The organism is Mycobacterium conspicuum (assembly GCF_010730195.1).
Lineage (GTDB): Bacteria > Actinomycetota > Actinomycetes > Mycobacteriales > Mycobacteriaceae > Mycobacterium > Mycobacterium conspicuum.
This window is the reverse complement of sequence record NZ_AP022613.1, coordinates 3,667,320-3,693,958: the sequence shown is the minus strand read 5'-3', so window position 1 is coordinate 3,693,958 and position 26,639 is coordinate 3,667,320. Positions and strand designations below refer to the sequence as shown.

Here is a 26,639-nt window from a genome sequence, read left to right as displayed (position 1 = left end):
TAAACCGGCATTTTGCCTGTTCGAGGCGGGGTTTGAATCCCCTTGCCGCCCCAAAAACCGTGCTAATTGACCGATTCAGTGCATGCTAATTGACTGATTCAAGGCCTGCTAATTGTATGATTGAGCCTATGCGGTACGCCAGACGCATCATCGACGACGAGCTGGATGAGCTGTTCGGACAGATACCGGCGATCGCAATCGATGGCCCGAAGGCAGTGGGGAAGACGACGACAGCCGAGCAGCGAGTCGTCGGCCTGCTCAGACTCGATGCAAAGCCCAACCGTGAGGCGGTGCATGCCGACCCGGGTCTTCTGTTGACTCGGCCGCGGCCACTGCTCGTCGACGAGTGGCAGAAGGTTCCCGAGGTGTGGGATGTCGTGCGGCGTGCTGTCGACGACGATCCGACCGGTGGCCAGTTTCTGCTTGCCGGGAGTGCGTCACCCCGTCAGGGGGCGACGGCCCACTCCGGCGCGGGGCGTATTGGGCGGCTGCGGATGCGTCCCATGACCTTGTCGGAGCGGGGGATCGGGTCACCGACGGTCAGTCTCGGCGAATTGCTCAGTGGGGAAAGGGTTCCGCTCGATGGGGTGGCGGAGGTCCGGTTGGCCGACTACACGCACGAGATCGTGGCATCGGGGTTCCCGGGCATGCGGTCTCTGGGTGCGCGAGCATTGAAATTCCAGCTCGATTCCTACCTGCGGAATGCCGTCGATCGCGACGTGCCCGAGCAGGGGCTCGCCGTTCGTAAGCCTGATGCCATGCTGGGCTGGTTGCGCGCCTACGCGGCGGCCACATCGACGACGGCCAGCTATACCGCAGTGCTCGACGCGGCCACAGCCGGTGTCAGTGACAAGCCGGCGCGTTCAACGACCATCGCGTACCGCGATGTGCTCACTCAGCTATGGCTGCTTGACCCGGTGCCGGCTTGGGGTCCCGCGGCAAACCCGTTGGCGCGCTTGGCCCAATCGCCGAAGCATCATTTGGCCGATCCCGCGTTGGCGGCGCGTCTACTCGGTTTGTCCGTGGATACGCTTCTCAGCGGTCAAGGCAGGCCGATCGGGCCTCAGGCTGGTGGCATGCTCGGGCATCTCTTCGAATCCTTGGTCACGCTTTGCGTACGGGTTGCCGCGCAGGCCGCGCAGGCCACTACCGGCCACCTCCGGACACGCAACGGTGATCACGAGATAGATCTGGTGGTGGTGCGCGATGACGGCAAGGTGCTCGCTGTCGAGGTGAAACTGGCTGCAACAGTCGAAGATCGAGATACCTCGCACTTGCGCTGGCTGGCCGACCACCTGCGCGCGGACCTGCTTGACGCGATCATCATCAATACCGGGCCCAACGCTTACCGTCGCCCCGACGGCATCGGCGTGGTCCCGCTGGCCCTGCTGGGTCCGTAATGGGTCGAAACACCAATGGCGGCCTTCGTTTGCGACGAGTCGATAGGACCAACGGCGGATGGCTCTTGCTGGTCTATCGCAGGGCGTGCGGCCTGGCGACAGTCAGGCACGCTACCGACGCCATCTACAAGTCAAAATTGGTTGCTGGTGCCTCCTCAGGGCCCCTGCCGCTCCTGGCAATCTCGGGACCATGTGTGCGCGGTTTCTCCGCGCAGGATAAGCGATGCATGCCATCGGATCCGAACACTGGCACGATAGGTCCGCGCGCCGCCGTCTGCACCGCAGTTGCGTCGCCAGTCCGCACACAGGCCGCAGGAGTCTCGACCACACTCTTCAATCCTCGGCACGTTTCGGCAGCGTATTCCTTTGTGCCCGTTTGTATTACCGTCGTTTGACGGCGCATATCATGAAGCATCGTCAAATCCCATTTCCCCAGGTGGGACGCTCTCATAATCCGTTGGTCGCGGGTTCGAGCCCCGCCCGCCCCACTTTTCGAGCCCCACTTTTCGAGCCCCACTTTTTCGAGCCCCACTTTCGAGCCCTTCCTTCCGAGCCCCACTCCAGAGCACCAGACACCGCACCGGGTTGCGTGCATCGAGCTGCGGATCACGGTAACGGTGCACGGACGTCCCACGGCGGTCCTTCTTGCCGTCGACGATCTGGAATCGCTTGAGGAAACGATTGCGGTGCTATCCGACTCAGCGGCGCTGCGTGCCTTCGGTGAGGCCGAGGCGGAGATCGCCCGGGGAGAGGGTGAGGACCTGGACAGCCTGACGGCAGCTATGCAAGCACGCCGAGCCAGGACGTGACCGACCGGCGATATGGGCTGATCATTGCGCCGACTGCGAGAAAGCAACTGGCCGAGCAACTTCCTGAATCGGTCGCATTCGCTACCAATGAGTTCATCATCGGCCCGCTGCTCGATACTCCGCGTCACGTGGCAAGCAGCTCCGGCGTCCCCTGAATGTTCGCTATTGCGCACGACGCGGCACCTATCGCGTCCTCTACAAAATTGACGACGAGCGCCGGCAAGTCAGCGTGATAGGCGCATTCAGCCGTGCGGATGCCTACCGTCGCCGATGACAGCAGCTGCGGCACTGCGACCCGCATCCGGGACAGCGGCCCGCACCCCTTCGCCATTCCGCAGGAGTCTCACCGATCCCTATCAATCCTCGGCACATGTCGGCAGCGTATTCCGTTGCGCTCGTTTGGATTACCTTTGCTAAGGCACACATCGTAGAACGTCGTCTAATCCCGCGTCCGCAGGTGGGACGCCCACATGGTCCGTGGTCTCACTGATGACGCGTCTCCTATCGAGTTCCTATCCAGGACCGCGGGCAAAGACGGGATCGAGGGCTAAGGCGACCAGAGCAATGTGGTCGTCGAGATTCTCCTCGCAGACGGATTCGAGCCGTTCTCGGCGGCGCCATGCGGCCCATTTCGCTTGCCCGACCGCGCCGTAACCGGCAAGGTGCGGTGCGACGGGTTCGAGAGTGATGCCGCGATGGCGTGCGATGGCTCGTGCCGAGTGGAGCAGCGCATCGGGGTCAATGCCTTTGTGGGCGAGCTGGACGATGTCGACGTAGTCACGCCAGCGGGTGCTGGTGATTCCGCGCTCGAGGATCGTGACGCCCTTCTCGGCGATGCTGGTCTCGGGCGCGTAACCCAGCAGCGTGATCGGGTCGCCGAGGATTCGTTCGACCGTCACTGCCCGGGGCGGTGGCACGATCGGGTCTCCAGCGGATACATCCCAGGCCACGGCACCCTTCCACGGTCCGATTGATACGGCGACCCGTACTCGAAGACCTGGGTAGTCGGACTGCTCGCGGATCTCCTGCACAGTGATCGTGTCGAGGTTGAACACCACCCCGTCGTCGGCGTCGGTCGCGGCGATGTCGCGGACCACCTGGGCGAGATGTTCGGCGGTGACGCTGGCATTGACGGCGTTAGCGTCGGCGTCCTTGGTCGGGCGCCGTACACCGTAGGCGGCCAGCAGGATTCCGCCTTTGAGGACGAAATCGCCGGCGTGAGAAGTGCGGGTGAGTCGGTCCAGGAATGATTCGAGCGCGTGCCGGATCAGGTATTCCTGGGTGGGTGCGCCGGTGCCACTGCTCGCCGCTGCGGAGCGGGCGACGGATTGGATTTGGCGGAACACTCTGTCGCCGGAGCTCACGCCAGCATGTCCAATGCGTGCAGGAGCGGGGACTTCGCCCGCGGGAGGTGGGACGCGACGTCGATCAGCCGAGCCGGTTTGCCGCCGCGGCGCAGCCATTCGCGCAGCGCGTCGCGTGCCAGTTCGTATCCGATCTCGCTGCGAAGCCGAAAGGCATCGGCGATTGACCGTTCAGGAGAGTAGATCCCGATTGTCTGATCCGATCCTGGGATCGCGATTTCTTCGCGTTCAATCTCGAAGCTGGCGCGGTCGAAGTGATGCCATGCGATCGCACCCGTGCTCGCCGGTGTCCGTGACCCCCGGGGGATCGCGACGTCCAGCTTGGTCGGGATCGCGTCGGTCAGGTCGTAATGGGCGAGCGCGGAGATCAGGCAGATCGTGGCGTCCGGGCGCCGGGTTGCTGCCTCGAGCAAGTCCCAGTCTGCAGAGGAGGCATCCGCAGGCAGGTAGATACCGCGTGCGATGCGGTCCAACCGACCGGCACGCGCACTCCGGTAGAGAGCGCTGCGCGACAGACCGGCCTGGCCTGCAGTGCTCGGCGTCAGGGCGTCCATCGGACCCGGCCTCCTTTCCCAAGCCCATGGCACGAAACGTTTACAGGTAATCATAGCTGTAAACGTTTTATTCCCACGGTTCTGGCGACAAGTTTGGCGGGCCCTCGCCAGAGCATCGGCCGATCCGCCCAGCCTTGGCGCAACTTCGAGTGTGTCCTAGCCGTTTTATTCGTCGCCAATGAATAAGAATCGATGGAAAACCTTGGGTTCTCTACAGGGCCACTTCGCGGCTAAATACGTTGCGGCACAAGAAGATATCGCAAGCACCGAGTTCGATCGTGAAGTGTCTTCTGGAAATCCGTTGGTCGCGGGTTCGAGCCCCGCCCGCCCCACTGTATTTCACCTGGTAGATGGGTTTTTCGGCTAATGGATCGGCTCCGCCGGCCTCCCGGCGCGGCGTCGTTCGTGGCGCGAGGGGATGGCTGTGGCGTTGGTCGGGACAGCTACGTCAGCCCGATTTGAGCCGGCTGTAACGCCTGCCCGCGATCCAACAAACGCCCTAATCACCTCGTCCTCCTAAGACAGAAACGGTCGGCCGTTCATTGAAGGGGCTGTGCGGTCGTCGGCCCAGTTCGCAAGGTCACCGCAAAAGTATCGGGACGCGGTGTAGATGCGGGCAGGTTGTCAAGGTCGTGAACCGCTATTCGCAGCCAATGCCATTGCCGTCTCGATCAAGGCCGTAGATGTCCTTGCCGACGACAGTGACAGGACCCTGGACGTAGGCCGGACCATTACCGCTACCGCCCGCGCAGTCCACGTCACTTGCGATCGGAACGCAGGCCCCGGAGTAATTGGGGTCGCATGACGAGCTCGGGTTTTGCGGTATGTGCGTTACTTCGCCGAAGGCCCGCGCAGACGACACATCGCCCGTATCGGCGTTCACTGCCGGAGTAAACGTAAGTCCCATCGCGAATGCAATTGTCAACGCTGCCAATCTGCCCATGGTGGCGGATCGTAACCTCGACCATTGCTGTCTGTTGGCATTTTCCAACGGAACTTTGCGGGCCACCTGCCTTCGCCGCTGTCACGCCAGCACCATGTAGTTGCGCAACCGCAAGCCAGGGCGTTGCCGCCCCAATCGCCCTAGCATCGCGGCTACGATTCGTCGTCACCGCGCGACAGTCAACGGAATCAACTCCGCGTGCACCGTGCGGCCGAACTTGGACCGCATGAGTCGGTGCGCCAGGGGCACCAGCACTCCATGCAGCACCGGATACTTTTGCCGTAGCAGACGTGCCGCCTTTCGATACTCAGCCCCATCCAGCAGGCGAACGTCGCCAGGTTGCGCCGATCCCGTCGGCTTTCCCGATCCGGTCGCTGGACCGAATTCGACGTTCGGATTACGTTGAATCCGGCGCACTTTGATCGCCTTCTCGAAGCTGCGGAAGTAGGCGCGGTTGCCATCCACGACAATGCTGATCGGACTGGAGCCGGGCGTGCCGTCCTTGCGAAAGGTGGTGAGGCTGATGGTCTTTTGCCGAACGAATGGTGCCAGCGTCTGATTGGCTGCGGCGCCTACGCTGCCCAGGACGTAGCCAAGTTGGCGCAGCCGCAACAGAAACGCCACGACCAGGGCCACCGACACCGCACCCAGCGCCCACGCCTGCGCGACCGAACCACCGAGGTCGAGGTCCGTGAAGTGATTCACGGTGTGCACGGTGTTGGCCACAATGAATCCGGCGAGGGCGGTGGCCAGCGCGTCCGCCCATATCAGCGCGAGCAGCAGCGTGACACCCAGGCCTAACTGGAACGCGCCGAGGTCGTGCAGGAAATGCAGGTGCGTCTCAAAGCCGACGGCACGAGCGAATGAGCCCGGTTCGATCAGACACCAGACCCCGATCCCGGCGGTGAACACCCCCGCCAGCGCCGTGACCGCGACCAGGTATCCCCGCGCCAGAGCGCCCACGCGATTCATCATCCCGCTCCTTCACAATCCGTGTTTGTCGTCCTCGATCGCTAGACGGCGTAGGGCGCCCACACGTGACATCGCGATCGACAGGGCGCTGTGTGCCCTTGGCCAGGGGGAGAACCGAGGAACGTTAGCCGCCGTGCGGCGTCCGGCCTCGAACCAGCAAACACGCTGCTTGCGAAACTGCAGTACGGGTACTTGTCAGAGCACGATGGCTGAAACGCCCTCCCGCAGCGCCGACGGCATCGACCCTTGTGTGCGCGTTTACGGGACGCGGGTTAACAATCTGCGAGGTGTCGACGTCGCCGCGCCCCGTGACGCGCTGGTCGCGTTCACCGGGATCTCCGGATCCGGCAAATCGTCGTTGGCCTTCGGGACCATCTACGCCGAGGCCCAGCGCCGCTACTTCGAGTCGGTCGCTCCCTACGCACGCCGCCTGCTACTGCCCACCGGCGCGCCAAAGGTAGACGACATCACCGGGCTGCCGCCCGCCGTCGCGTTGCAGCAGCGTCGGGGTTCGGCGACGTCGCGGTCGACGGTCGGCACCGTCACCACCCTGTCGAACCTGCTGAGGATGCTGTTCTCCCGTGCCGGGACCTACCCATCGGGGGCCACGGAACGACTGGACTCCGATGCGTTTTCCCCGAACACCGCGGTTGGCGCGTGCCCCGATTGCCACGGGCTGGGTCGAATCCATCGGGTGACCGAAGAGACATTGGTGCCAGACCCGTCGCTGACCATCCGCGAAGGCGCCGTTGCCGCGTGGCCGGGCGCGTGGCAGGGCCAAAACCTACGCGACATCCTCGTCACGCTCGGCTACGACATCGATAAGCCATGGCGGAAACTTCCTAAGCGCCAACGCAATTGGATTCTGTTCACCGATGAGCAGCCAACGGTCGAGATCAATCCGGCGCACCACCCCGTGCAGGCCGATTATTACTACAACGGCACGTTCTCCAGCGCGGAACGCCACGTCCGCCACACGCTGGCCAACTCCCATAGCGCGAAGATGCGCCGGCGCGTACTGCAATTCGTCGACACAGTCGAATGCCCCGTCTGCGACGGTTCCGGGCTGCGGCCGGAAGCGCTGCAGGTGACCTTCGCCTGGCGCACCATCGCCGACTACGCGGGCATGCCGTTGGTCGACCTCGCTGCCACGTTGCGCCCGACGGCCTCCCGCACCGATGCCGCCGCCGCGTACGCGTCGACGAAATCCGGTGAGCTTACCGAAGTGGCGACCATGATCGCCGCCGATCTCGTCGCACGGCTGCAAGTACTCATCGATCTCGGCCTGGGCTATCTCACGCTTAGTCGCCGCACGCCGACGGTGTCGCCCGGCGAGTTGCAGCGGCTGCGGCTGGCCACTCAACTGCGCGCCGGCCTGTTCGGCGTGCTTTATGTGCTCGACGAGCCCTCGGCCGGACTGCACCCGGCGGACGCCGAACCGCTACTCGACGTGCTGGATCGCCTACGGCGCGCGGGCAATTCGTTATTCGTGGTCGAGCACGACATGGATGTGGTACGCCGTGCCGACTGGATCGTCGACGTCGGACCCGGGGCGGGGGAGCTCGGCGGGAACGTGCTTTACAGCGGCCCGGTGCCGGGACTTGCCGACGCCGAGGAATCGGTCACTCGCAGATACCTTTTCGACGGCGCCAGCCCGGCGCCCCGTCAACCCCGCACCGAGTCCGGGCGGCTGCGGCTGCGCGGAATCTGCTTCCACAATCTGCGCGACCTGGACGTGGACCTGCCACTGGGTGTGTACACCGCCGTCACCGGAGTGTCCGGTTCGGGCAAGTCGACGCTCGTCGTCAAGGTCCTCGGTGATGTCGTAAACAGACACCTCGGCACGGGACGAACACCCGAGCCGACCGAATCCGACGACGACGAAACCGACACGGAGATCGTCGATCTCGATCACGACGCGAGCGTCGGCGTGACGGCCGAGGGGGTCGAGGAGATCAACCGGCTGGTCTCGGTCGACCAACGCCCGATCGGACGCACGCCCCGCTCGACGCTGGCGACCTACACCGGCTTGTTCGACGCCGTGCGCCGAGAATTCGCCGCGACCCCGAAGGCGCGGCGCCGCGGCTGGACAGCGGGCAGATTTTCGTTCAACGTGGCCGAAGGTCGCTGCCCCACCTGTCAAGGGGAGGGGTTCGTGTCGGTCGAATTGTTGTTCCTGCCAGGCACATACGCCACCTGCCCAGAATGTCAAGGAGCGCGTTACTCCGACGAGACACTCGAGGTGCGCTATCGCGGCCGTACGATCGCCGACGTGCTCGCGATGACCGTCGATGAGGCCTCGGAGTTTCTTGCCGACGTCGCCAACGCAGCGCGGAGCCTGACCACGCTGCGCGAGGTCGGACTGGGATATCTCCGTCTCGGACAGCCCGCGACCGAACTGTCCGGCGGCGAGGCGCAGCGCATCAAGCTCGCGTCCGAACTGCAAAGGCCGCGGCGAGGGCATACGCTCTACGTCCTCGACGAGCCGACCACCGGGCTGCACCCCGCGGACGTGGATCTGCTCGACCGCCAACTGCACCGCCTCGTCGACGCCGGCAATACCGTGGTGGTGGCCGAACACGACATGCGCATGGTCGCGGGTGCGGACTGGGTGATCGACCTGGGACCGGGAGCCGGTACCGACGGCGGACGGGTCGTTGCGGCCGGCACGCCTCAACAGGTGTCATGTGCCAAACACAGCCGCACGGCGCCGTATCTGGCGAAACGGTTGGCGCCATCTGCGAGTCGATAACAGCGATTCGCCGTCCATCCCGTTTGGGCGTAACAGCACGCGCAAACACTCTGGATGTATGGTCTCTCAAAGTTATTGCACTGCAAGCGCACCCAACGTTAACGTGGAGGCTGGACGTAGGCGGCGGCCCTCGGGTTCCAAAACGCTTGTAACGGTACGCTGCCCTGGGCGATACCAGGTGCCGTGGGCTTAGCCGACTGGCGCTTGCGCGGAGGCATTGGACGAGAAGGCAACCGGAATGACACAAGAGCACGATAATTCGAGCTTGGACTGCTGAAAATGGACCGGCCACTCATTGCCCTGCAAGTCGACGACTCCACACCCGGGCGTGCGCAGCGCGGACCAGCGGACCGAATAGATGCTTGACGAGCGTCGCGACGGCGCGGTGGCGTGGCTGACATTCGACCGTCCGCAGCGCCTTAACGCGTTCACTGCCAACGGATATCAGGAGCTGCGCGTCGCGCTGCAGCGCCTCGCGAGCGACGACACAGCGCGAGCCGTTGTGCTGACCGGTCGTGGACGCGCCTTCTCGGCCGGAGCCGACCGCTCACTCCTCGACCCCGCGACACCAGAAAGTGAGCGGAAGCACGCCGGGGACCAATTCTTCCAACTCCTCGATGTTCTTTCTAGCTTCGATAAACCCTTGCTCGCCGCCGTCAACGGTGTCGCGGTCGGATTCGGCTGCACCCTGCTGCTGTACTGCGACCTGGTGCTCATCGCCGAAACCGCCCGGCTGCGACTGCCTTTCACCGCACTGGGCATGGTGCCCGAGGCGGGCAGCTCGGCGCTTTTGGCTACGAGAATGCCGTGGGCAGAAGCAATGTGGTCGATGCTGTCCAGTGAATGGATCGACGCGGCCACCGCGCTTAAGACCGGCCTGGCCTGGCGCGTGGTTAGCGAGGCCGAACTCATGGAACAGACCTCTTCCGCGGCGGCATTGATCGCCAAGCATGATCCGCGGGCGGTCGCGGCTACCAAGAGACTGATGACTAGTGGACGGCGCCGGGAGGCGCGCGAAGCGATCAAGCGAGAGCTCGCGGAGATGCAAGCACTACGAAGTGATTGATAGGCCCCGATAGCTACGAGCGTGCATAAAAATGAGTCCTGTTCCGCCGCGCTTGCGTTTCATAGCTCGGGCTGTGAAGCCCGGACCATCTCGGTGTAGTTTAGAGTGACTAACGTTACGTCTGAGCTAACTGGTTGAGTAGCCTTGCCCCTGGTTAGGAAAGCGCCCATGACGACCACCGAGCCACGGAGAGAGTCGCTCGATCCTGAGGTGCGCCCAACCGCCGACGAAAAACCCGGCCCACAGCGCGCCCATAAGAAGGGGCTCCTGAGCCGTTTCTGGCTAATATTCACGATCCTGGCTGTGGTCGCGGTATCGGGCTTCGTCGTCCACCGCCTGCACGGCGTCTTCGGCGTTCACCCGGGTTCGTTCGGTGGTGGCTCACCCGGTGACGTCATCGACGAGTTCAACGCCAAGACCATCACGCTCGAGGTCTGGGGGTCACCGGGCAGCACGGCAACTATCAACTATCTCGACGAGAACTCCCACCCGCAGCAGGCCCTCAACGTTCCGCTGCCCTGGAACACGGTGTTGAAGTCGACAAAGCCTGGGATCCCGGCCAACTTGATAGCGCAAGGAGACGGCAGTTGGATTGCTTGCCAATTCGTGGTGGACAACCACGACGGGCGCGGTGCCGTCATTAAGGCCCCGAACCGCTCGCCCGCCAACGAAACGGTCAACCCCTTCGTCTATTGCTTGGACAAGTCCGCGTGAGCGAGACCACCGAGGTCGCAGCCCGCGTTGATCAGCCGCTGATCCCGCCGTTCCTGCCGCGGATGATCCATCGCCTCGCGCTGCCGATCGTCTTGATCTGGCTGGGCATCGTCTTCGTCACCAACACCATCTCCCCGCAGCTCGAAATCGTCTCCAAGAAGCAATCGGTGTCGCAGAGCCCTACAGACGCGGTGTCGTTCCAGTCGATGATGCGCGTCGGGTCGACGTTCAAGGAGTTCACTTCCGACAGCTCGGCGATGATCCTGCTGGAAGGCGACAAGCCGCTGGGGGCTGAGGCGCACCACTACTACGACGAGATCGTCCGGCGACTCGAGCAGGACAAGAAGCACGTCCAGCACGTGCAGGATTTCTGGAGTGATCCGCTGACTGCCGCGGGCTCCCAGAGCCACGATCAAAAGGCCGCGTACGTCCAGGTCTACCTCGCCGGCAACATGGGCAGCGCCGAGTCCGGCGAATCCACCGATGCCGTCCGCAAGATCGTCAATTCGGTGCCGGCGCCGCCGGGGATCAAGGCCTACGTCACCGGGGCGGGTCCGCTGTTTGCCGATCAGTCTCACGCGGGTCAAAAGGGCGTCCTGCTGGTCACTCTGGTCACGTTCGCGGTGATCATCGTGATGCTGCTGTTCGTCTACCGGTCGGTGGTCACCATGCTGATCATGCTGGCCATGGTCTTCATCGAGTTGCTCGCGGCCCGCGGTGTCGTCGCCACGCTGGGCAATTACGGCATCATGGGGCTCTCGACGTTCGCCAACAACATGCTGGTGCTGATGGCGATCGCCGCCGGAACTGACTACGCGATTTTCGTGGTCGGCCGCTACCACGAAGCCCGGGGTCTGGGGGAGACCCGCGAACAAGCGTTCTACACGATGTTCCACAGCACGGCCCACGTCGTGCTGGGTTCGGGGCTGACCATCGCCGGCGCGATGTACTGCCTGAGCTTCTGCCGGTTGCCTTATTTTGAAACGCTCGGCATACCCTGCGCCGTCGGGATGCTGGTCGCGGTCCTCGCCGCCTTGACCCTGGCGCCGGCGATCCTGACCGTGGCGTCGTTCTTCAAGCTGCTGGATCCGAAGCGAACGCTGCAGACCCGGGGCTGGCGACGCATCGGCACCGCCATCGTCCGCTGGCCCGCGCCGGTTCTCGCGGTGACCATCGCCATCGCTTTAGTCGGTCTGCTTGCGCTGCCCGGCTACAAGACGGACTACGACACTCGCCACTTCTTGCCGTCCGACACCCCGGCGAATGTCGGGTATGCGGCCGCCGACCGGCACTTTAACCAGGCTCGGCTCAACCCCGAGCTGCTGATGATCGAGACCGATCACGACATTCGTAACCCGGCTGACTTCATCGTCCTGGACAAGGTCGCCAAGGCGATCTTTCACATCCCCGGTATCGGCCGGGTGCAGACGATCACCCGCCCGTTGGGCACGCCGCTCGACCACAGCACCCTCGGTTTTCAAATGGGCGCACAAGCCGCGGGGCGGCTCCAGACCCAGCACTATCAGGACGAGCAGGCGAAAAACCTGCTGAACCAGGCCGACGAGCTCAAGAAGACGATGGCGTTGCTGCATCAGCAGATGCAGGTCACCCAGGACCTCAGCAACACGACACACGAAACCACCAGGCTCACCAAAGAAACCGTGCAGATCACCGAGCATCTGCGCGACGACATCGCCAACTTCGACGACTTCTTCCGGCCGATCCGCGCCTACTTCTACTGGGAAAAACACTGCTTCGACATTCCGATCTGCTGGACGCTACGGTCCATCTTCAATGCGCTTGACGGCATCGACCAGGTGGCGGAGAACATCGTGAACCTCAGCGCGAATCTGGACAAGCTGGACGCGATTCAGCCCAAGCTTGTGGCGCTGATACCCCCGCAGATTGAGAGTCAGCAGCGCAACCTCGACACCATCATGTCGAACTACGCGACCACCATGGGCCTCAACCAGCAGGCGCGAGCGCAGGCCGACAACGCCACGGCCGAGGGAGACGCTTTCGACAAAGCGAAGAACGACGATACGTTCTACCTTCCGCCCGAGGCATTCAAGAGCCCGGACTTTGCCCGGGGCCTCAAACAGTTCATCTCGCCGGACGGGCACGCTGTCCGGTTGATCATCTCGCATGAAGGCGACCCGGCGACTCCGGAAGGCATCAGCCACATCGGGCCGATCAAGCAGGCCGTGCACGAGGCCATCAAAGGCACGCCGTGGGAGGGCGCCAACGTCTACCTCGGCGGCACCGCCGCGACGTACAGGGACATGCACGACGGCTCCAACATGGACCTGATGATCGCCGGAATCTCCGCGGCCACACTGATTTTCATCATCATGCTGATCATCACCCGAAGCGTCGTGGCGGCCTTCGTGATCGTCGGTACGGTGTTGCTGTCGCTGGGCGCCTCGTTCGGACTCTCGGTGCTCCTATGGCAGTACATCCTGGGCATCAAGTTGCACTGGATGGTGCTGGCGATGGCGATCATCCTGCTGCTGGCGGTCGGCTCGGACTACAACCTGCTGCTGATTTCGCGGTTCAAAGAGGAGATCCACGCCGGACTCAAGACGGGGACGATCCGCGCGATGGCCGGTTCGGGCTCGGTGGTGACCGCCGCCGGCCTGGTGTTCGCCGCCACCATGGCCACGTTCATGTTCAGCCCGCTGCGGGTGATGGCCCAGGTCGGTACGACGATCGCGCTGGGCCTGTTGTTCGACACCTTGATCGTGCGGTCGTTCATGACACCGTCAATGGCCACCTTGCTCGGACGCTGGTTCTGGTGGCCGCAGCACGTGCGTCCCCGGCCGGCCAGCACCATGCTGCGACCGTACGGACCGAGGCCCGCCGTGCGCGAGCTGATCCTCAACGACGTTGACGAAAGCCCGCCGGGCGGACTGGTCAAAAGGCGATAACGGCGATGAATGCCCACACCGGCGTCGACGCGGGCAGCTAACGGTCGGCGTGGATTTGGGCGAATATGTTGGCCGCCTCAGTTTTTGGGTTCCAGCCGGCCAGATCGCCGGGGCGCAAGGTTCTTTCGCGGTCCCGCTGGGCCACGACGTAGGACCCGGTCCTCGATAGCTCAAGGATCAGACTTCTTGAAGTCGTTGCGCGCCAACGCCTTTGAGTGGCCCTTGACGGCATTCGAGGTCACGGACCACGTCGTCACGTCATTGGTGTCAGTGATCGCCAAGCTCGTTGCAGCCGGGCCCGGATAGCGGTACCAGCGTCTTGAGACCGTGGCACTCCAGGCAAAGCCACGAGTCGGCTGCCGGGGCCTTCGGCAGCTACTCAGACGAGATTCTGTGAAAGATCTGTGCAAAGCCGACCATTGGCTATACGATTTGCCCATCCGGACTGTACCGACGCTTTGTTCTCGAATCATGCGACCGGAGGGGGAAACTGTGACGTTGCTAAGCATCGCACCGGACATCATGGCAGGGGCGAGTCGAGACCTGGAGGGCTTAAGCTCCGAACTGCGCAGCGCTAACGCGGCGGCGGCGACCCAAACAACCGCGGTCGCGGCCCCAGCCGCTGATGAGGTGTCGGCGGCCTTCGCGGCACTTTTGAGTTCGCACGCTGAAGGATTCCACGCCCTCAGCGCCAAGGCGGCGGCCTTTCACGACGAGTTCGTGAAGTTGTTGAGCGGGTCGTCCGCGCAGTACATGGGCACCGAGGCCACTAGCGCGGCAAGTGTCCTCGGCATTAATCTCCCGAATCTCAATCTCCCGAGTCTCAATCTCCCGGGTCTCCACCTCCCGAGTATCAATCTTCCGGGTATCGGTCTCCCGGGCATCCCGCTGCTCACCGAGGCCCTCGGCCTAACTGGCGGCTTCAAGACCCCGTTTGGTCCGTTGAACTTTTTGACGGGGAGCGGGAGCGCAACCATCTTTTCCAACGGCAACTTGCAGGGTTCCTTGACAGCAGGTCTTTTCGGTCGTCCTTCCCTGGGCTTGACGTTCGATGGGGCCCCGGTCAGTGGGTCCCTGCTCGATCCCGCCGCGGGGTTCACGGAGGCCCTGACAAGCACTGGCACCCTCAGGACTCCGTTTGGTCCCCTGCAGGTGTTGACGGCGAACGGGACCGCAACGCTCCTTCCCAACGGCCATTTGGACGTTTCCCTAACCGCACACGTTCCGCTTTCTCCCCCGTTCTACTTGTCGGTCGCTGCGGCCCCGGTCAGTTCCACCACCGGGCTCGAGGAGGCCCTGAGCGCAACCGGCTTTATCAAGACTCCGTTTGGTGCCCTGACCTTGTTGACGGCGGACGGGACCGCAACCGTCCTTCCCAACGGGGATTTGGACGCTTCCATAGTTGCCCGCGTTCCGTTGCTTCCTGCGTTGTCGTTGTCGATCACTGGGGTTCCCTCGGGCATTCTTTGACCTTGTTGACGGCGAACCGCGGAAACGGTAGGGGCCACTGAGATCGTCACGGACTGTCCGCCATTGCTTCTTACGCGTCGCAGCCATCAGGCCTTCCTCGCTGCCGCAGCTCTGCCTATCGGGGGCAGCTGCCTAGCGAGCCATGCCCGTGTGCCGGCGACGGTCAGGCCTTGCCTAGCCACGTCGCTCAGCAACGGCTCACCCGCAGCGGCCGCGGCGCGAAGCTCGTCTTCGGTGTACTCGACGACGCGGCCGTCATTGCCGGTCCACGCGGTGACCGACTTTGCGAGTTCGGCTATCTGTTGCTCCCACGTCGCCGAGTTCCACTGGCGGCCAACGTGATCAGGCTTCGATGCGCGCACCAGGAACAGGTCGATGTCACTGCCCAGAGTCATCCGACCGGTCGCGGCTGATCCGAACACAGCCGCATACTTGGGCGGCTCGCCCCACGCCTCCAGGTGTGCTTTGAGGCGGTCCAGGAATGTTGCGGTCAGCCGCGACAGCGCCAGGATCGGCTCTGCCGCAAGATGTTCGGTGTTGAGGCGGTAGGTGTTCGTCCTGCCGACCCGATCATGGATTACCACGCCCTGGGCCGTAAGACGGGTGAGGACTTTGCGGATACCCTCGCCTGATGCGGTGGTCAGGATGCGTTGGATCTGGGTGATCGTGAACGTAACCTCGCTGGTCGCCAGAACGCCGAGTACGTCGCCGTCCAACGTCGGCGTCACCGTCGCGAACGGCCGGTTCAGCTGCATTTCGGGCACCTCCTTGTTTGCAACTAAAGTTGGAGTATCACAACTATAGTTGGGATTGTACGCCTTCGGGCGTGCGTCTTGTCCGTTGTGACCGACTGTTCGAGTGCCTGAAAGTCCCCGATCCGCAGACCGATTCCGCTCACGGTCAGGGGTCCGGCGGAATATGGTGAGGGCTCGGAGCCGCCCCAATAACTGACGGGAGCCGCAGATGTCGACCTTCCTGATCACAGCACCCGAGGTTTTGGCCGCGGCGTCGGCGGATCTGAGCCGAATCGGAGCGGCGGTCAAGGAGGTTGGCGCATCGGCGGCGCCAGCCACGACGGGGATCGCCCCGGCGGCCGCGGATGAGGTGTCGGCGGCCATCACCCGGTTGTTTGGCAACTACGCGGCGGATTTTCAGGCGCTTAGCGCGCGCACGGCAGCCTTTCATACCGGGTTCGTGCAGTCGTTGTTGCATAGTGCGAGCGCCTATGCGGCCACCGAAGCCGCCAACAATCCGTGGCTGCAGACCCTCGAGCTGGATCTGCTGGGCGTGATCAACGCGCCCGCTTACGCATTGACGGGGCGGCCGATGATCACCCTCAAGGCGCCCGCGTCCGGAGTGCCGCTGAGTGAGAACCTGTTGATCAATCCCGGCTTCGAAATCGCTGACCCGTCGACGTCCGGCTACAGCGGGGTGACCGTCCCGGGCTGGACGGTGACCGGCACCCCGACCGTGATTCCGTACGCCAGCCCGCGGCCATTTTTCCCGTCGCCATTCGGGACTCCATTCCCGGATCTGCCGAAGTTCCTAGGCTTTCCACAACACGCGCCCTCGGGCGGCGGCAACAATTTCGCCGGCGGCGGACCCGTCGCCACCTCCACCATCAGCCAAACCGTGAACCTCACCGGCGCGGCTGGAACGCCGTACGTGCTCAGTGCCGACCTCGGTGGCCGCCTCTTGAATCCGTCGTCGGCCTCGGTGCACGTCACCTTCTACAGCTCCAGCGGGGCCGTTCTGGGCACCGGCTCGACCGGTTCGGTCTCGCTGCTTGATCGCCTGGGCATGACGGGGTTTCAACAGCGTGAGATCTCCGGAACGGTTCCGACCGGCACCACCACCGCCGTGGTGACCACGACGTTCAACGACCGCTGCCCGATCCTCGGTCACTACAACGACGCCTACGTCGACAACGTGTCGCTCCGGGTCGGCGATACGAGTCTGACCCCGGGGCAACTCCAGCCACCGACGTCCACCGTCGGCCAAATCGATCACGTGCAACTGATCTACATGGAGAACAAGGGCGTCGGCAACATCATCGGCAGCCCCAACGCGCCCTTCATCAACAGCCTGATCAACAGCCAGGACTATCTGGCCAACTACTACGCGCTGAGCCATCCCAGCGATCCCAACTACTTCCGCGTCATGGGCGGATCGGACTTCGGGCTCGCCTACAACCCCGTATCGAACGTCATCGACGCACCCAGCCTCATGGAAGAAATGGATTCGCAGGGCATCTCGTGGGTCGGCTATGCGCAGGGCATGCCGGCCCCGGGCACCATCGTGTCAACGGGGGACTACGCCACCGACTCGCTGCCGTTCCTCGAATTCAAATACGTCTTCAACAACACCCCCGCCTACCAGCAGGCACATCTGCAGCCGCTGACAAGTTTGTCGAACGGTCTGTCGGATCCGAACACGGCGCCGAGGTTCGCGTGGATCGCGGCCGAGGACGCCACCAATATGGAAGGCCCTACAAGTTCTCCGAGTGACTATGCCCGCTGGGCGCTCAGCCAACTCACGAACCACCAGTACAACGTCGCCGCCGGCGACGCGTTCGTTCAGCAACAGGTGCAAACCATTCAAGCGTCGCCGACGTGGAATTCGTCGCAGAGCGACGTCATCTACATCACCATGGACGAGGACTCCAACAATCTGTCGCTCGGTCTCGGCAACGAGGGCAATCACGTTGTGATGATTGCCATCCCGAATCAGGCGGCCATCGATGCGGGGATGCAACCCGGTCCCTACGTCGTGAACGGTTACGGGGACGAGTACGGCCTGATGTCCACGATCGAATACAACATGGGCCTGCCCCCGCTCACCGCCAACGACATGTACGCGCAACCCTTCAACGGCCTCTGGAAATAGGGGCGTCGCTCTTTCACAACTGCGTCTGCTCGACGGGCCACCTCAGGTGGGGGAGTAATCGAACACTGTCGTCCCGATGCCGCCGGGGCTGTAGTCGATATACACCGGCCCCTGCCAGAAGGGCTCGAACCCGGTGTTCATCGAGTACGGCGTGTCGAAGGTGACCGACGGCGTGTTGGCCCTGGTCGTCGTGTACGAATACAGCTCCTGGTGGTCGCTGTTGTAGACGGTGATTGTCGTGCCTGGCGGCACATGAATGGCACCACCGATCAGGCCCGACGGGAGGGTCCCGAGCACGCCGCCGGAATCGATGAATGTGCCTGCGACGCTGTGCAGTTGGCCGCCGTTGACTTGGACGTAGAGGTCGCTGATCGGAGCTCCGGGAGTCGAGGCCACCGCGGGTAGCGGGTTGGGGCCGAACTGCAGATAACCCTGCTGCTCGTTGATGAGCACGCCCTGACTGAGGTCGCCTGGCAATCCGGTGACCGGCGATGTTGGGCCGGGACCGATCGCGTTCACGCCGATGCCCATGATGCCGGCCGCCCCGTCGGCGCCGGCGAAAAGGCGAAAAGCCTCGGGGAATCCGAAGAAGACGACGTCGACCGGCGTCGAGGCAACGATGCCATTGCCGAAGTTCACCGTGGTGTCGAAGGTGAGGTAGTAGTACCCCAGCCCCCCGCTGTAATGGCCGGACCCAAACCCGGTGGGTAGGCCGAGGTGATACAGCCCGATCTGCCTGATCGGGATGACCAAACCCTCGGATCCGGTGTCGACCACCACGGGCACACTCGGTCCACCGTTTACCGAGACGTCCACCACCGGCAGGGTGTTTTGGTAAGTCTGCATCGAGACGGCCCCGGTCCCAAGGGGAGTCCCCGATAGCCCGCCGGTCCCGAAGTCGCCGAACAAGCGCCCGGCTCTGCCGCCGGCCCCACCGGCCGCGTTGAGTCCGCCGGCGCCGCCGTCGCCACCCGAACCGATCAGACCGGCGCCGCCTCCGCCCCCGCCGGCACCACCGGTTCCGCCCGCCCCGCCGTTGCCGCCGTTGCCCGCGATCAGCCCGGCGTGACCGCCGTTCCCTCCGGCCTGGCCATCTGCGCCCGACCCGCCGTCGCCGCCGCGTCCGAAAATCCAGCCGGCGTTCCCGCCGGCCTGCCCGGTACCTGCCTTGCCGTCGGCGCCATCGCCGACCAAGGGGCGCCCGGTCAGGGTCTTCCAGGGCGAAAACCACTGCAGCGGCGAGGTGTTTGCAGCTTCGGCGGTGGCGTACGCGGCTTCAGCGGTGTTCAGGGCTCGTGCGAACTGGGCGTGAAATGTCGCCGCGCGCGCACTGAGGACCTGGAACTGCCGGGCGTAGTCGGAAAAGAATGATGCGATCGCGGCCGACACGTCATCGTGGGCGGGTGCCAGCACCGCGGTGATGGGCGTCGATGTCGCGGCCTCGGCCGCGTTGAGCGACGAGCCAATGCCCGCCACCTCCGTGGCGGTTGCTGCCAGCATTTCCGGTGCTGCGATTAGATACGACATCGCTGCTTCCATCCGGTCATTTCGCGCCCGTCGAGAGCGATGCGTGCGGCCATGGACTACCACCTCTTTAGTTCGGGAGCCGGCCGCGCTCCTCCACGCGGCCGACTTGGCCATAGGGTGCGTCATGCCGCTTGCGGCGGGCTTGCGGAATTCTTGCGAAATTCTTGCGTGGCTTCCGCGCGGTGATAGGAAGGCCGACGAGTAACCGGCCTCAAACCTGGCTGGTGGCAAACGGTGCGGTCTCTTGGCCCGCCAGGGCGATGAAGTTGTAGATCGGTGTCGTGTCGTAGGTGTAGTGCGCTGCATTGGGGCCGGCCGCCAAGAACATGCCGCCGTTGACGATCGCTTCGGTGATGGAAATGATCTCCTCAATCGATGTCTTCGGGTTTACCAACTTCACGGCGTCGCGAAGGATCGCGAAAATGTTTGCGGTCGTCGCATTTTGAACGATGTTGTAAATCTGTGTCTCTATCACACCCGGGCCCGCCTCGGCCGTCCACGGGTTGGGCCCGACGGGCGCATCCGCGTAGATATCGTTGCCGACTCCGATGGTGTTGACGAAATCGCCCCAAAAATGGGTCACCGGTGTGAGCAGGTGTGGCGCAACATCGGCCGGGGTCATGCAGGCCGGACCTGAAATGCCTCCCGTGATAACACCATCGACGTGCGCCGGCATCGGCCAGCCGGCGAACTGATTACCAGAGGCGAACCCAGGCAGCCGGAGCGGATTTCCCCAAACACCCACAGCAACAATACGATTCGCGATCTGAGGATTCAGCCACGCTATGGTGTGCAGGAATTTGCACACGACGATCGCGCCCTGGGAATATCCGAGCAAAATGATGGAGCTCTCCGGATATGACGGTGCGCCGCCAGGCGGATTGACTTGTGTGCAAAGCCTATTCAGCTCGGCGACACCGGCGTCAACACTGGGACCCATGGGGAAAACACTGGCCGGATAGTTACCGACCGGCTGCCAGTAGAACAGGTCAGGAAACGCCGCCGCCAGCGCAGCGGCCACCCCGGCGGGTTGCGGTGACGCGGTGTTCCACATGTCGACATTGGATCCCGACACTGTCATCACTATGTGCGGCATCATGCACCCCTCTCAAAGCTCAAAGGTGGCCATGCGGCTGGCCTTGCGAGGGATTGCTCGAGATCGTTGAGCTGGCAGTTGACCAGCGCGTCCTGGGAATCACCACGACGGACCCAACGCCGTGACCGTGCCCTTTCCACACTACGCGTCGCCGGTCCTGCGCCCGGCTAACTCAGCCAAACAGGGCAGTCGGTTCGCGGCTGGCGACGGACTAGATTTACCCGCATGCGCATTGTTCGCCTGTGCGGTCTAATCCTGGCGGTCTGCACAGCGGGACTGCTGCTGGCGGCCCCCGCCGGTGCGCAGCCGCCGGCCAAGCTCACCGCTCACATCACCGACGGCCCCGGGGTGTTGACCGACACCAGCCGGGCGACGGTCAACTCGGCCATCGACCGGCTCTCCCGCGACCGGCACATCCAACTGTGGGTGGTCTACGTCGACAACTTCTCCAAGTTCAAACCCGAAAACTGGGTCAGTAAGACGCGGGACCTCAGCGGGATGGGCGACAACGACGTGCTGCTGGCCGTGGCCACCAACACGAAGGCGTATAGGTTCGACATACCGCCGCAGGCGCAGGACCTCACACCAGCCGAGCTAAACAGTCTGCAGCGCAACAAGATTGAACCGGCGATAAACGCCAAAGACTGGAGCGGTGCCGCCGTCGCCGCAGCCGGCGGGTTGAACAAGTCGGCAAACCCGTCAAGTCCGGCAAGCTCGCCCAAGCGGACGTGGCTGTGGATCGCGATCGGCGTCGCCGTCGTCCTGGTGCTCCTCGTCGTGGTTTTACTGCTTATCCGCCGCCGCAAACGCGCCGCGCACCAGATCGGCCCCGCCGATGGCCAGCCGAACCTCGGTGGCCCCGGGGATTCCCTCGGGGCGTTGGCTATGGCCGAGGCCCGACTGCGCCAAATCTCCGACTATGCGGCCAGGCATCACGACTCCGTCGGCGCCGAGGCCAAGGCCCGGCTCGAAGAGACCAAGCGCTATGTGGCGGCCGCGCACAGCAAGCAAGCCACCAACGCCGCCGAGGCAACTGCCAACGCCAATCGGGCATCGACGCTCGCCGCGCAGGCACAGAGCCTGGCGAATGCCGACGTGCAAAAGGCGCACCGCACGCCCCGGCGTCGGGGCACCGCTTGACGGCGACCAGCTGCCCCTGCGGCAGCGGCGAAAACTATCGCGCCTGCTGCGGGCCGCTGCACGACGGCGCGGTGCAGGCACAGTCGGCCGAGGAATTGATGCGATCAAGGTATTCGGCCTACGCCAAGGGTGACGCCGACTATCTGTTCCGCACGTGGCACCCGCGCACGCGGCCGCTCGACGTGAGCGTTGATCTCCGCATCACCTGGACCGGCCTGGAAGTCATCGACACCGTCGCGGGTGGCCCCGACGACGATCGCGGCGAGGTGGAGTTCAGGGCCCGGTTCGAGTCCGCGGGGCGCGCCGATAGCCTGCATGAGCGGAGTCGCTTCGAACGCCGCGCCGGGCGATGGTTTTACCTCGATCCAAAGAGCGAGTGACGGGATTCGAACCCGTGTATACGGCTTTGCAGGCCGCTGCCTAGCCGCTCAGCCACACCCGCACGAATGGCTACCATGCCAGCGCAGGCAGGCGAAGCCCAGCGTTTTCCTCGGCCCGATCCTTTTCGGGCCGCGGGCTATCGGGGCAGCACCGCCTCGATAGCGGCGATGACCTCGGGTGCGTCCGGTTCGGTCCGGGGCCGGAATCGGTTGACCACCGCGCCGTCGGGGGAGACCAGGAATTTCTCGAAGTTCCACTGGATGTCGCCGGCCTGGCCGTCGGCATCGACGGCCTTGGTCAGCTCGGTGTAGAGCGGGTGGCGGTCGTCGCCGTTGACGTCGGTCTTCTCCAGCAACGGGAACGTCACGCCGTAGGTCGTCGAGCAGAACTCCTGGATTTCCTCGGCCGTGCCCGGTTCCTGGCCCATGAACTGATTACACGGAACGCCGACGACCGTCAGGCCCCGGCCGCCGTAATCTTTGGCCAGCTTCTCCAGCGCCGTGTACTGTGGCGTCAGTCCACACTTAGAGGCGACGTTCACGATCAGCGTTGCCCCGTCGGACAAATCCGTTAGCGTAACCGGCTTGCCGTCGAGCGTCTTCAAGGCGATGTCTTTGAGGGTCACGTCGATGACGCTAACACCGCACGAATGCGATACGCCGAGACGGCCTCCCGCATTTTGACCCAGCCGTCGCTTATGGTGTCCCTAGCCGCCTCTCATCTCGTGAGGTACGCAGCCACCGGGCCAACGAACAGAGTTGATGCGCAATCGAATTGGACTTACCGCGGACCTGTGAATCGGGTAAGCACATCTGCCGCTCGGAACCACTGAACCGTTGACCCGCGTTGACCGCCCTAAGGGAAGCACCCGCCCGCTGCGATCACGCATAGCCGTACCAAGGGTGCACAGGGAGGGAAACCATGGCGATCACTGATGTTCCGGCCTTCGCCCACTTGACCGACGCCGACATCGAGAACCTGGCCTTCGAGCTGGACGCGATCCGCCAAGACGTTGAGGACTCGCTGGGCGAGCGTGACGCCCGCTATATCCGTCGCACCATCGCCGCGCAGCGCGGCCTAGATGTGGCCGGTCGGCTCCTGCTGGCCGCAAGCGCGAAGCGCTCGACGTGGTGGGCGGGCACCCTGACGCTCGCCCTGGCCAAGATCGTCGAGAACATGGAGATCGGCCACAACGTCATGCACGGCCAGTGGAACTGGATGAACGATCCCGAGATTCACTCCACGTCGTGGGAGTGGGACATGAGCGCGGCGTCAAAACACTGGGTCTCCGCCCACAACTATCAGCACCACAAGTACACCAACATCCTCGACATGGATGACGACGTCGGCTACTTCATCCTGCGCGTCACGCGCGACCAGCCCTGGCAGCGCTACAACATCGGCAACCTGCCCTACAACCTCGTGCTCGCGCTCGCGTTCGAGTGGGCGATCGGCTTGCAGACCGTCGACCTCGAAAAGTACTTCGACGACGGCCCGGAGGGCGACATCGCCCGTCGGCGGACGCGCGAGTTCACCACCAAGGCCGCCCGGCAGATCGTCAAGGACTATGTCGCGTTCCCGGCGCTCACCTCGCTTTCGCCGGCGGCGACCTACAAGTCGACGTTGACGGCCAACGCGCTGGCCAATGTGATCCGCAGCTTCTGGGCCCACGCGGTCATCGTCTGCGGGCATTTCCCCGATGGCGCAGAGAAATTCACCAACACCGACATGGCCGGCGAAACAAAGGGCGAGTGGTATCTGCGCCAAATGCTGGGTAGCGCCAACTTCGACGCCGGTCCCGTGCTGCGGTTCCTCAGCGGCAACCTGTGCCACCAGATCGAACACCACCTGTTTCCCGACCTGCCCAGCAACCGTCTGCACCAGGTCTCGCTGCGGGTGCGCGCCGTCTGCGACAAGTACGACTTGCCTTACACCACAGCCTCTTTCGCGATGCAATACGGCAGGACCTGGCGCACCATCGCCAAGCTGTCGCTGCCGAACAGATACCTGCGCGACACCGCCGACGACGCGCCGGAAACCCGCAGCGAGCGGATGTTCACCGAACTGGGCCCCGGTTTCGCCGCGACCGACCCCGTGACGGGCCGCCACCGCGGACTCAAGACAGCGATCGCGGCCGTGCGCCACTGGCGTCGTGCGAACCGACGTCGATGCGGAAGTCGTCAACAAACGGCGCCGTCACTTTCCAACGCGCAGATCTGACGCTGGCGCCCGGCAGCGCGCATCCGCGCTGCACCGTTCCGGAAAGTTCGTTATACTGTCTAACTATCACCCCGAATGCCGATTTGGAGACTGCATGCCACGCACAGACAACGACACCTGGGACCTGGCTACCAGCGTGGGCGCCACGGCCACCATGGTGGCGGCCGCTCGCGCGATCGCGACCAAGGCGGACAACGCCGTGATAGCGGACCCATTCGCCGAGCCGCTGGTCCGTGCCGTCGGCGTGGATTTCTTCACCCGATGGGCCGACGGAGAGATCGACGCCGCGGATGTCGATCTCGACGAGTCCAGCTGGAAGCTGGGACACATGCCCGATGCGATGGCTGCCCGAACTTGCTTTTTCGACCTGTTCTTTCGCGATGCGACCGACGCCGGAATACGTCAGGCCGTGATATTGGCGTCGGGCCTCGACGCACGCGCCTACCGGCTGGCTTGGCCCGCCGACATGACGGTATTCGAGATCGACCAACCCGAGGTGATCGAGTTCAAGACCACCACTTTGGCCGGGCTCGGCGCGACCCCCACCGCCGATCTGCGCACGGTTGCCATCGATCTCCGTCAGGACTGGCCGACGGCGCTCGTCGAAGCCGGTCTGGACACGCACCGCCCGACCGCGTGGATCGCCGAGGGGCTTTTTGGCTATCTGCCGCCGGCGGCGCAGGATGCCTTGCTGGACAACATCACTGCGCTTAGCGCCGACGGCAGCCGCTTGGCCTGCGAGGCAACGCCGGACGCGCCACAGATCGATAAAGAACAGGCGCGTGAGCGCATGCGCAGGGCCAGCGCCAAATGGCGTAAGCATGGCCTCGAGCTGGACTTCACCGACCTTGGTTTCGAGGGTGACCGCACCGACGTCGGGACTCACCTGGAGAACTTGGGCTGGCGGACGGTCGGCACCCCGATGCGCCAGCTGCTCGCCGACAACGGTCTGGCGTCGATCCCGCAGAACGACGACGCGGTGTCGGTGGCCGACACGATCTACTACGGCGCCGTACTGGCCAAATGAGTCAGGGGCAGCCCTCGGCGGGCCGCCCCTGTCCGCTTATCCGTACGTGCATTGGAAGGAGCCGTGCGCGCCGGAGAAGCCGCAGTTGACGTGCCAAGGAGCGGTGTAGCTGTCGATCGTCGGCACCCATGGAGCGATCAGCGCCGGCGCGATGGCGTCGTCGGCGTGAGCCGTTGCGGCGAAGCCGAAGCCCGCCGCGACGAACCCGATGGCCAGCAGGGCGCCGGCCAGGCAGTGGCGCAGGAATCCGATTGCCGTGAAGTGCTGGGTCTGGTTGGTGTTCGTTGAAGTGTTCATGGCATTGATCGTGCGTTCCGCGCCCGCGGGGCAGTAGCGGCCGCGTCCTTGCCGGGTTACAAGTAAGTCTTGTAACGGCCCGCGGGCCTTGCGGCGACGTATCCAGGCATTTCGGCCCGAGACGGAGCCGTCGGGCGCTACCATCAGGCGTGCCGTTAAGCGCGCGGATGCCCGAGCTCTCCGCACTGGAAGTGTTGTCGGCGATCGCCAAGACGGGCAGCCTGAATGCGGCCAGCCGCGAGGTCGGCACCAGTCAACAGGCCGTTTCGGCGCGACTGACCTCCATCGAATCCCAGATCGGCGTGCGCCTGGTGACGCGCACGACGCGGGGAACCCGACTGACCGAGGCCGGCGAGGTCGTCGCCGAATGGGCGGACCAGGTGCTCGATGTCGCACAGCGCGTCGACATCGGGCTGGCCTCGTTACGCGCCGAGCGTCGCAGCCGGCTCAAGGTGGCCGCCAGCCACACGGTGGCCGAGCAATTGCTGCCCCGCTGGCTGGTGTCGTTCCAGGCGGCAGCGCAGCGGCACGGCGGCGTCGCACCCGAGATCAGCTTCACCGCAACGGACAGCGAGGGGGCGATCGCCGCCGTGCGCGAGGGCGAGGCCGAACTCGGCTTCATCGAAATCCGCGGCGTACTCCATGGGCTGCGCAGCCGGGTGATCGGGCGCGATGAACTGATCGTCGTCGTGCCGCCGGATCACAAGTGGGTGCGCCGATCCGCGCCGATCACGGTGAGGGAGCTTCGCCAAACCCCTTTGGTGTCACGCAAATCGGGCTGGCGGCTCCTGCTCGGCGCCGACGAGGCGGCGGAAAGCGAAGACGGCGATCAGCCGGAGCCCGCCGCCCATCCGCTCGAACTCGCTTCTGCCGCAGCGGTTCGCGCCGCAGTGCTGGCCGGCGCCGGTCCGGCGGTGATGAGCCGGCTGGCCGTCAGCGATGACCTCAATCATGGTCGCCTGCGCGCCATTCCGGTCGCGGGTCTGGACTTGCGACGCGATCTGCGTGCGATCTGGATGGGCGCCAACACCCCGCCGGCCGGGGCGGCGAGGGACTTACTGCACCACATTGCGACCAGCCGGTGACGCCGCCAC

Annotated in this window: 22 protein-coding genes and 1 tRNA gene; 13 read left to right on the top strand and 10 right to left on the bottom strand. The window is 64.2% G+C overall.

Going from position 1 to position 26,639, the window contains the following annotated elements; translation table 11 throughout:
* Nucleotides 1-128 precede the first annotated feature (128 nt).
* Nucleotides 129-1,400, top strand: coding sequence for an ATP-binding protein (locus G6N66_RS17100; protein ID WP_085231256.1), 1,272 nt, complete (start codon nt 129-131; stop codon nt 1,398-1,400).
* Nucleotides 1,401-1,813: 413 nt separating this feature from the next.
* Nucleotides 1,814-2,209 carry a type II toxin-antitoxin system Phd/YefM family antitoxin gene (locus G6N66_RS30460; RefSeq protein ID WP_372515608.1) on the top strand — a complete coding sequence of 132 codons (396 nt, stop codon included), beginning with the start codon at nt 1,814-1,816 and terminating at the stop codon, nt 2,207-2,209.
* Between the two features lie 512 nt (nt 2,210-2,721).
* Here the strand turns inward: G6N66_RS30460 and G6N66_RS17090 are convergent.
* The 4 genes from G6N66_RS17090 to G6N66_RS17075 all read right to left on the bottom strand — a co-directional run bounded on the left by G6N66_RS17090 (nt 2,722) and on the right by G6N66_RS17075 (nt 6,042).
* The gene (locus G6N66_RS17090) at nt 2,722-3,573 is read right to left on the bottom strand and encodes a nucleotidyl transferase AbiEii/AbiGii toxin family protein (protein ID WP_179968283.1); all 852 of its coding nucleotides are present in this window, start codon (nt 3,571-3,573) and stop codon (nt 2,722-2,724) included.
* On the bottom strand, nt 3,570-4,127 hold the full coding sequence (locus tag G6N66_RS17085) for a type IV toxin-antitoxin system AbiEi family antitoxin domain-containing protein (protein ID WP_139825028.1): 558 nt from the start codon (nt 4,125-4,127) through the stop codon (nt 3,570-3,572). Before G6N66_RS17085 ends, G6N66_RS17090 begins: the two co-directional genes overlap by 4 nt.
* A 640-nt stretch (nt 4,128-4,767) precedes the next feature.
* Nucleotides 4,768-5,034, bottom strand: coding sequence for a hypothetical protein (locus tag G6N66_RS30455; protein WP_139825033.1), 267 nt, complete (start codon nt 5,032-5,034; stop codon nt 4,768-4,770).
* A gap of 201 nt (nt 5,035-5,235) precedes the next feature.
* The gene (locus G6N66_RS17075) at nt 5,236-6,042 is read right to left on the bottom strand and encodes a PPOX class F420-dependent oxidoreductase (RefSeq protein ID WP_232079339.1); all 807 of its coding nucleotides are present in this window, start codon (nt 6,040-6,042) and stop codon (nt 5,236-5,238) included.
* Between the two features lie 205 nt (nt 6,043-6,247).
* Between G6N66_RS17075 and G6N66_RS17070 the strand changes: the two genes are divergently transcribed.
* The 5 genes from G6N66_RS17070 to G6N66_RS17050 all read left to right on the top strand — a co-directional run bounded on the left by G6N66_RS17070 (nt 6,248) and on the right by G6N66_RS17050 (nt 14,971).
* Nucleotides 6,248-8,794, top strand: a complete 2,547-nt coding sequence (locus tag G6N66_RS17070; protein ID WP_085231251.1) for an excinuclease ABC subunit UvrA — start codon at nt 6,248-6,250, stop codon at nt 8,792-8,794.
* A 358-nt stretch (nt 8,795-9,152) separates the two neighbouring features.
* Nucleotides 9,153-9,860: an enoyl-CoA hydratase/isomerase family protein gene (locus tag G6N66_RS17065; RefSeq protein ID WP_085231250.1), complete on the top strand. Its 708-nt coding sequence runs from the start codon at nt 9,153-9,155 to the stop codon at nt 9,858-9,860.
* A gap of 168 nt (nt 9,861-10,028) precedes the next feature.
* Nucleotides 10,029-10,574, top strand: coding sequence for an MmpS family transport accessory protein (locus G6N66_RS17060; RefSeq protein ID WP_085231249.1), 546 nt, complete (start codon nt 10,029-10,031; stop codon nt 10,572-10,574).
* Nucleotides 10,571-13,501: an MMPL/RND family transporter gene (locus G6N66_RS17055; protein WP_085231248.1), complete on the top strand. Its 2,931-nt coding sequence runs from the start codon at nt 10,571-10,573 to the stop codon at nt 13,499-13,501. Before G6N66_RS17060 ends, G6N66_RS17055 begins: the two co-directional genes overlap by 4 nt.
* Nucleotides 13,502-13,993: 492 nt before the next feature.
* The gene (locus G6N66_RS17050; protein WP_163645863.1) at nt 13,994-14,971 is read left to right on the top strand and encodes a PE family protein; all 978 of its coding nucleotides are present in this window, start codon (nt 13,994-13,996) and stop codon (nt 14,969-14,971) included.
* 86 nt (nt 14,972-15,057) lie between these two features.
* On the opposite strand, the gene G6N66_RS17045 is transcribed toward G6N66_RS17050, so the two are convergent.
* Nucleotides 15,058-15,726, bottom strand: a complete 669-nt coding sequence (locus tag G6N66_RS17045; RefSeq protein ID WP_085231246.1) for a nucleotidyltransferase domain-containing protein — start codon at nt 15,724-15,726, stop codon at nt 15,058-15,060.
* A 208-nt stretch (nt 15,727-15,934) separates the two neighbouring features.
* Between G6N66_RS17045 and G6N66_RS30105 the strand changes: the two genes are divergently transcribed.
* A complete protein-coding gene (locus G6N66_RS30105) occupies nt 15,935-17,857 on the top strand; it encodes a PE domain-containing protein (RefSeq protein WP_085231245.1) in 1,923 nt (640 codons plus the stop codon).
* A 42-nt stretch (nt 17,858-17,899) separates the two neighbouring features.
* Here G6N66_RS30105 and G6N66_RS17035 read toward each other — a convergent pair whose 3' ends face one another.
* On the bottom strand, nt 17,900-19,384 hold the full coding sequence (locus G6N66_RS17035; protein ID WP_085231289.1) for a PecA family PE domain-processing aspartic protease: 1,485 nt from the start codon (nt 19,382-19,384) through the stop codon (nt 17,900-17,902).
* A 211-nt stretch (nt 19,385-19,595) separates the two neighbouring features.
* Nucleotides 19,596-20,459, bottom strand: coding sequence for a cutinase family protein (locus G6N66_RS17030; protein WP_163645862.1), 864 nt, complete (start codon nt 20,457-20,459; stop codon nt 19,596-19,598).
* Nucleotides 20,460-20,705: 246 nt separating this feature from the next.
* On the opposite strand from G6N66_RS17030, the gene G6N66_RS17025 reads away from it, so the two are divergent.
* Both G6N66_RS17025 and G6N66_RS17020 read left to right on the top strand, forming a co-directional pair.
* Nucleotides 20,706-21,620 carry a TPM domain-containing protein gene (locus tag G6N66_RS17025; RefSeq protein ID WP_085231243.1) on the top strand — a complete coding sequence of 305 codons (915 nt, stop codon included), beginning with the start codon at nt 20,706-20,708 and terminating at the stop codon, nt 21,618-21,620.
* Nucleotides 21,617-22,000, top strand: a complete 384-nt coding sequence (locus tag G6N66_RS17020; protein WP_085231242.1) for a YchJ family protein — start codon at nt 21,617-21,619, stop codon at nt 21,998-22,000. The genes G6N66_RS17025 and G6N66_RS17020 overlap by 4 nt, the downstream gene beginning before the upstream one ends.
* On the opposite strand, the gene G6N66_RS17015 is transcribed toward G6N66_RS17020, so the two are convergent.
* Both G6N66_RS17015 and G6N66_RS17010 read right to left on the bottom strand, forming a co-directional pair.
* Nucleotides 21,992-22,062, bottom strand: a tRNA-Cys gene (locus G6N66_RS17015). The two genes, G6N66_RS17020 and G6N66_RS17015, sit on opposite strands and share 9 nt — an antisense overlap.
* A gap of 75 nt (nt 22,063-22,137) precedes the next feature.
* Nucleotides 22,138-22,626: a glutathione peroxidase gene (locus tag G6N66_RS17010; RefSeq protein ID WP_085231241.1), complete on the bottom strand. Its 489-nt coding sequence runs from the start codon at nt 22,624-22,626 to the stop codon at nt 22,138-22,140.
* Between the two features lie 296 nt (nt 22,627-22,922).
* On the opposite strand from G6N66_RS17010, the gene G6N66_RS17005 reads away from it, so the two are divergent.
* Both G6N66_RS17005 and G6N66_RS17000 read left to right on the top strand, forming a co-directional pair.
* A complete protein-coding gene (locus G6N66_RS17005; RefSeq protein ID WP_085231240.1) occupies nt 22,923-24,221 on the top strand; it encodes a fatty acid desaturase family protein in 1,299 nt (432 codons plus the stop codon).
* Between the two features lie 94 nt (nt 24,222-24,315).
* Nucleotides 24,316-25,248 carry an SAM-dependent methyltransferase gene (locus G6N66_RS17000; protein ID WP_085231239.1) on the top strand — a complete coding sequence of 311 codons (933 nt, stop codon included), beginning with the start codon at nt 24,316-24,318 and terminating at the stop codon, nt 25,246-25,248.
* A gap of 36 nt (nt 25,249-25,284) precedes the next feature.
* Here G6N66_RS17000 and G6N66_RS16995 read toward each other — a convergent pair whose 3' ends face one another.
* On the bottom strand, nt 25,285-25,545 hold the full coding sequence (locus G6N66_RS16995; protein ID WP_085231238.1) for a hypothetical protein: 261 nt from the start codon (nt 25,543-25,545) through the stop codon (nt 25,285-25,287).
* Between the two features lie 149 nt (nt 25,546-25,694).
* Between G6N66_RS16995 and G6N66_RS16990 the strand changes: the two genes are divergently transcribed.
* Nucleotides 25,695-26,630 (top strand): LysR family transcriptional regulator, encoded by a 936-nt coding sequence (locus tag G6N66_RS16990; RefSeq protein WP_085231237.1) that lies wholly within the window; start codon nt 25,695-25,697, stop codon nt 26,628-26,630.
* Nucleotides 26,631-26,639: the final 9 nt, after the last annotated feature.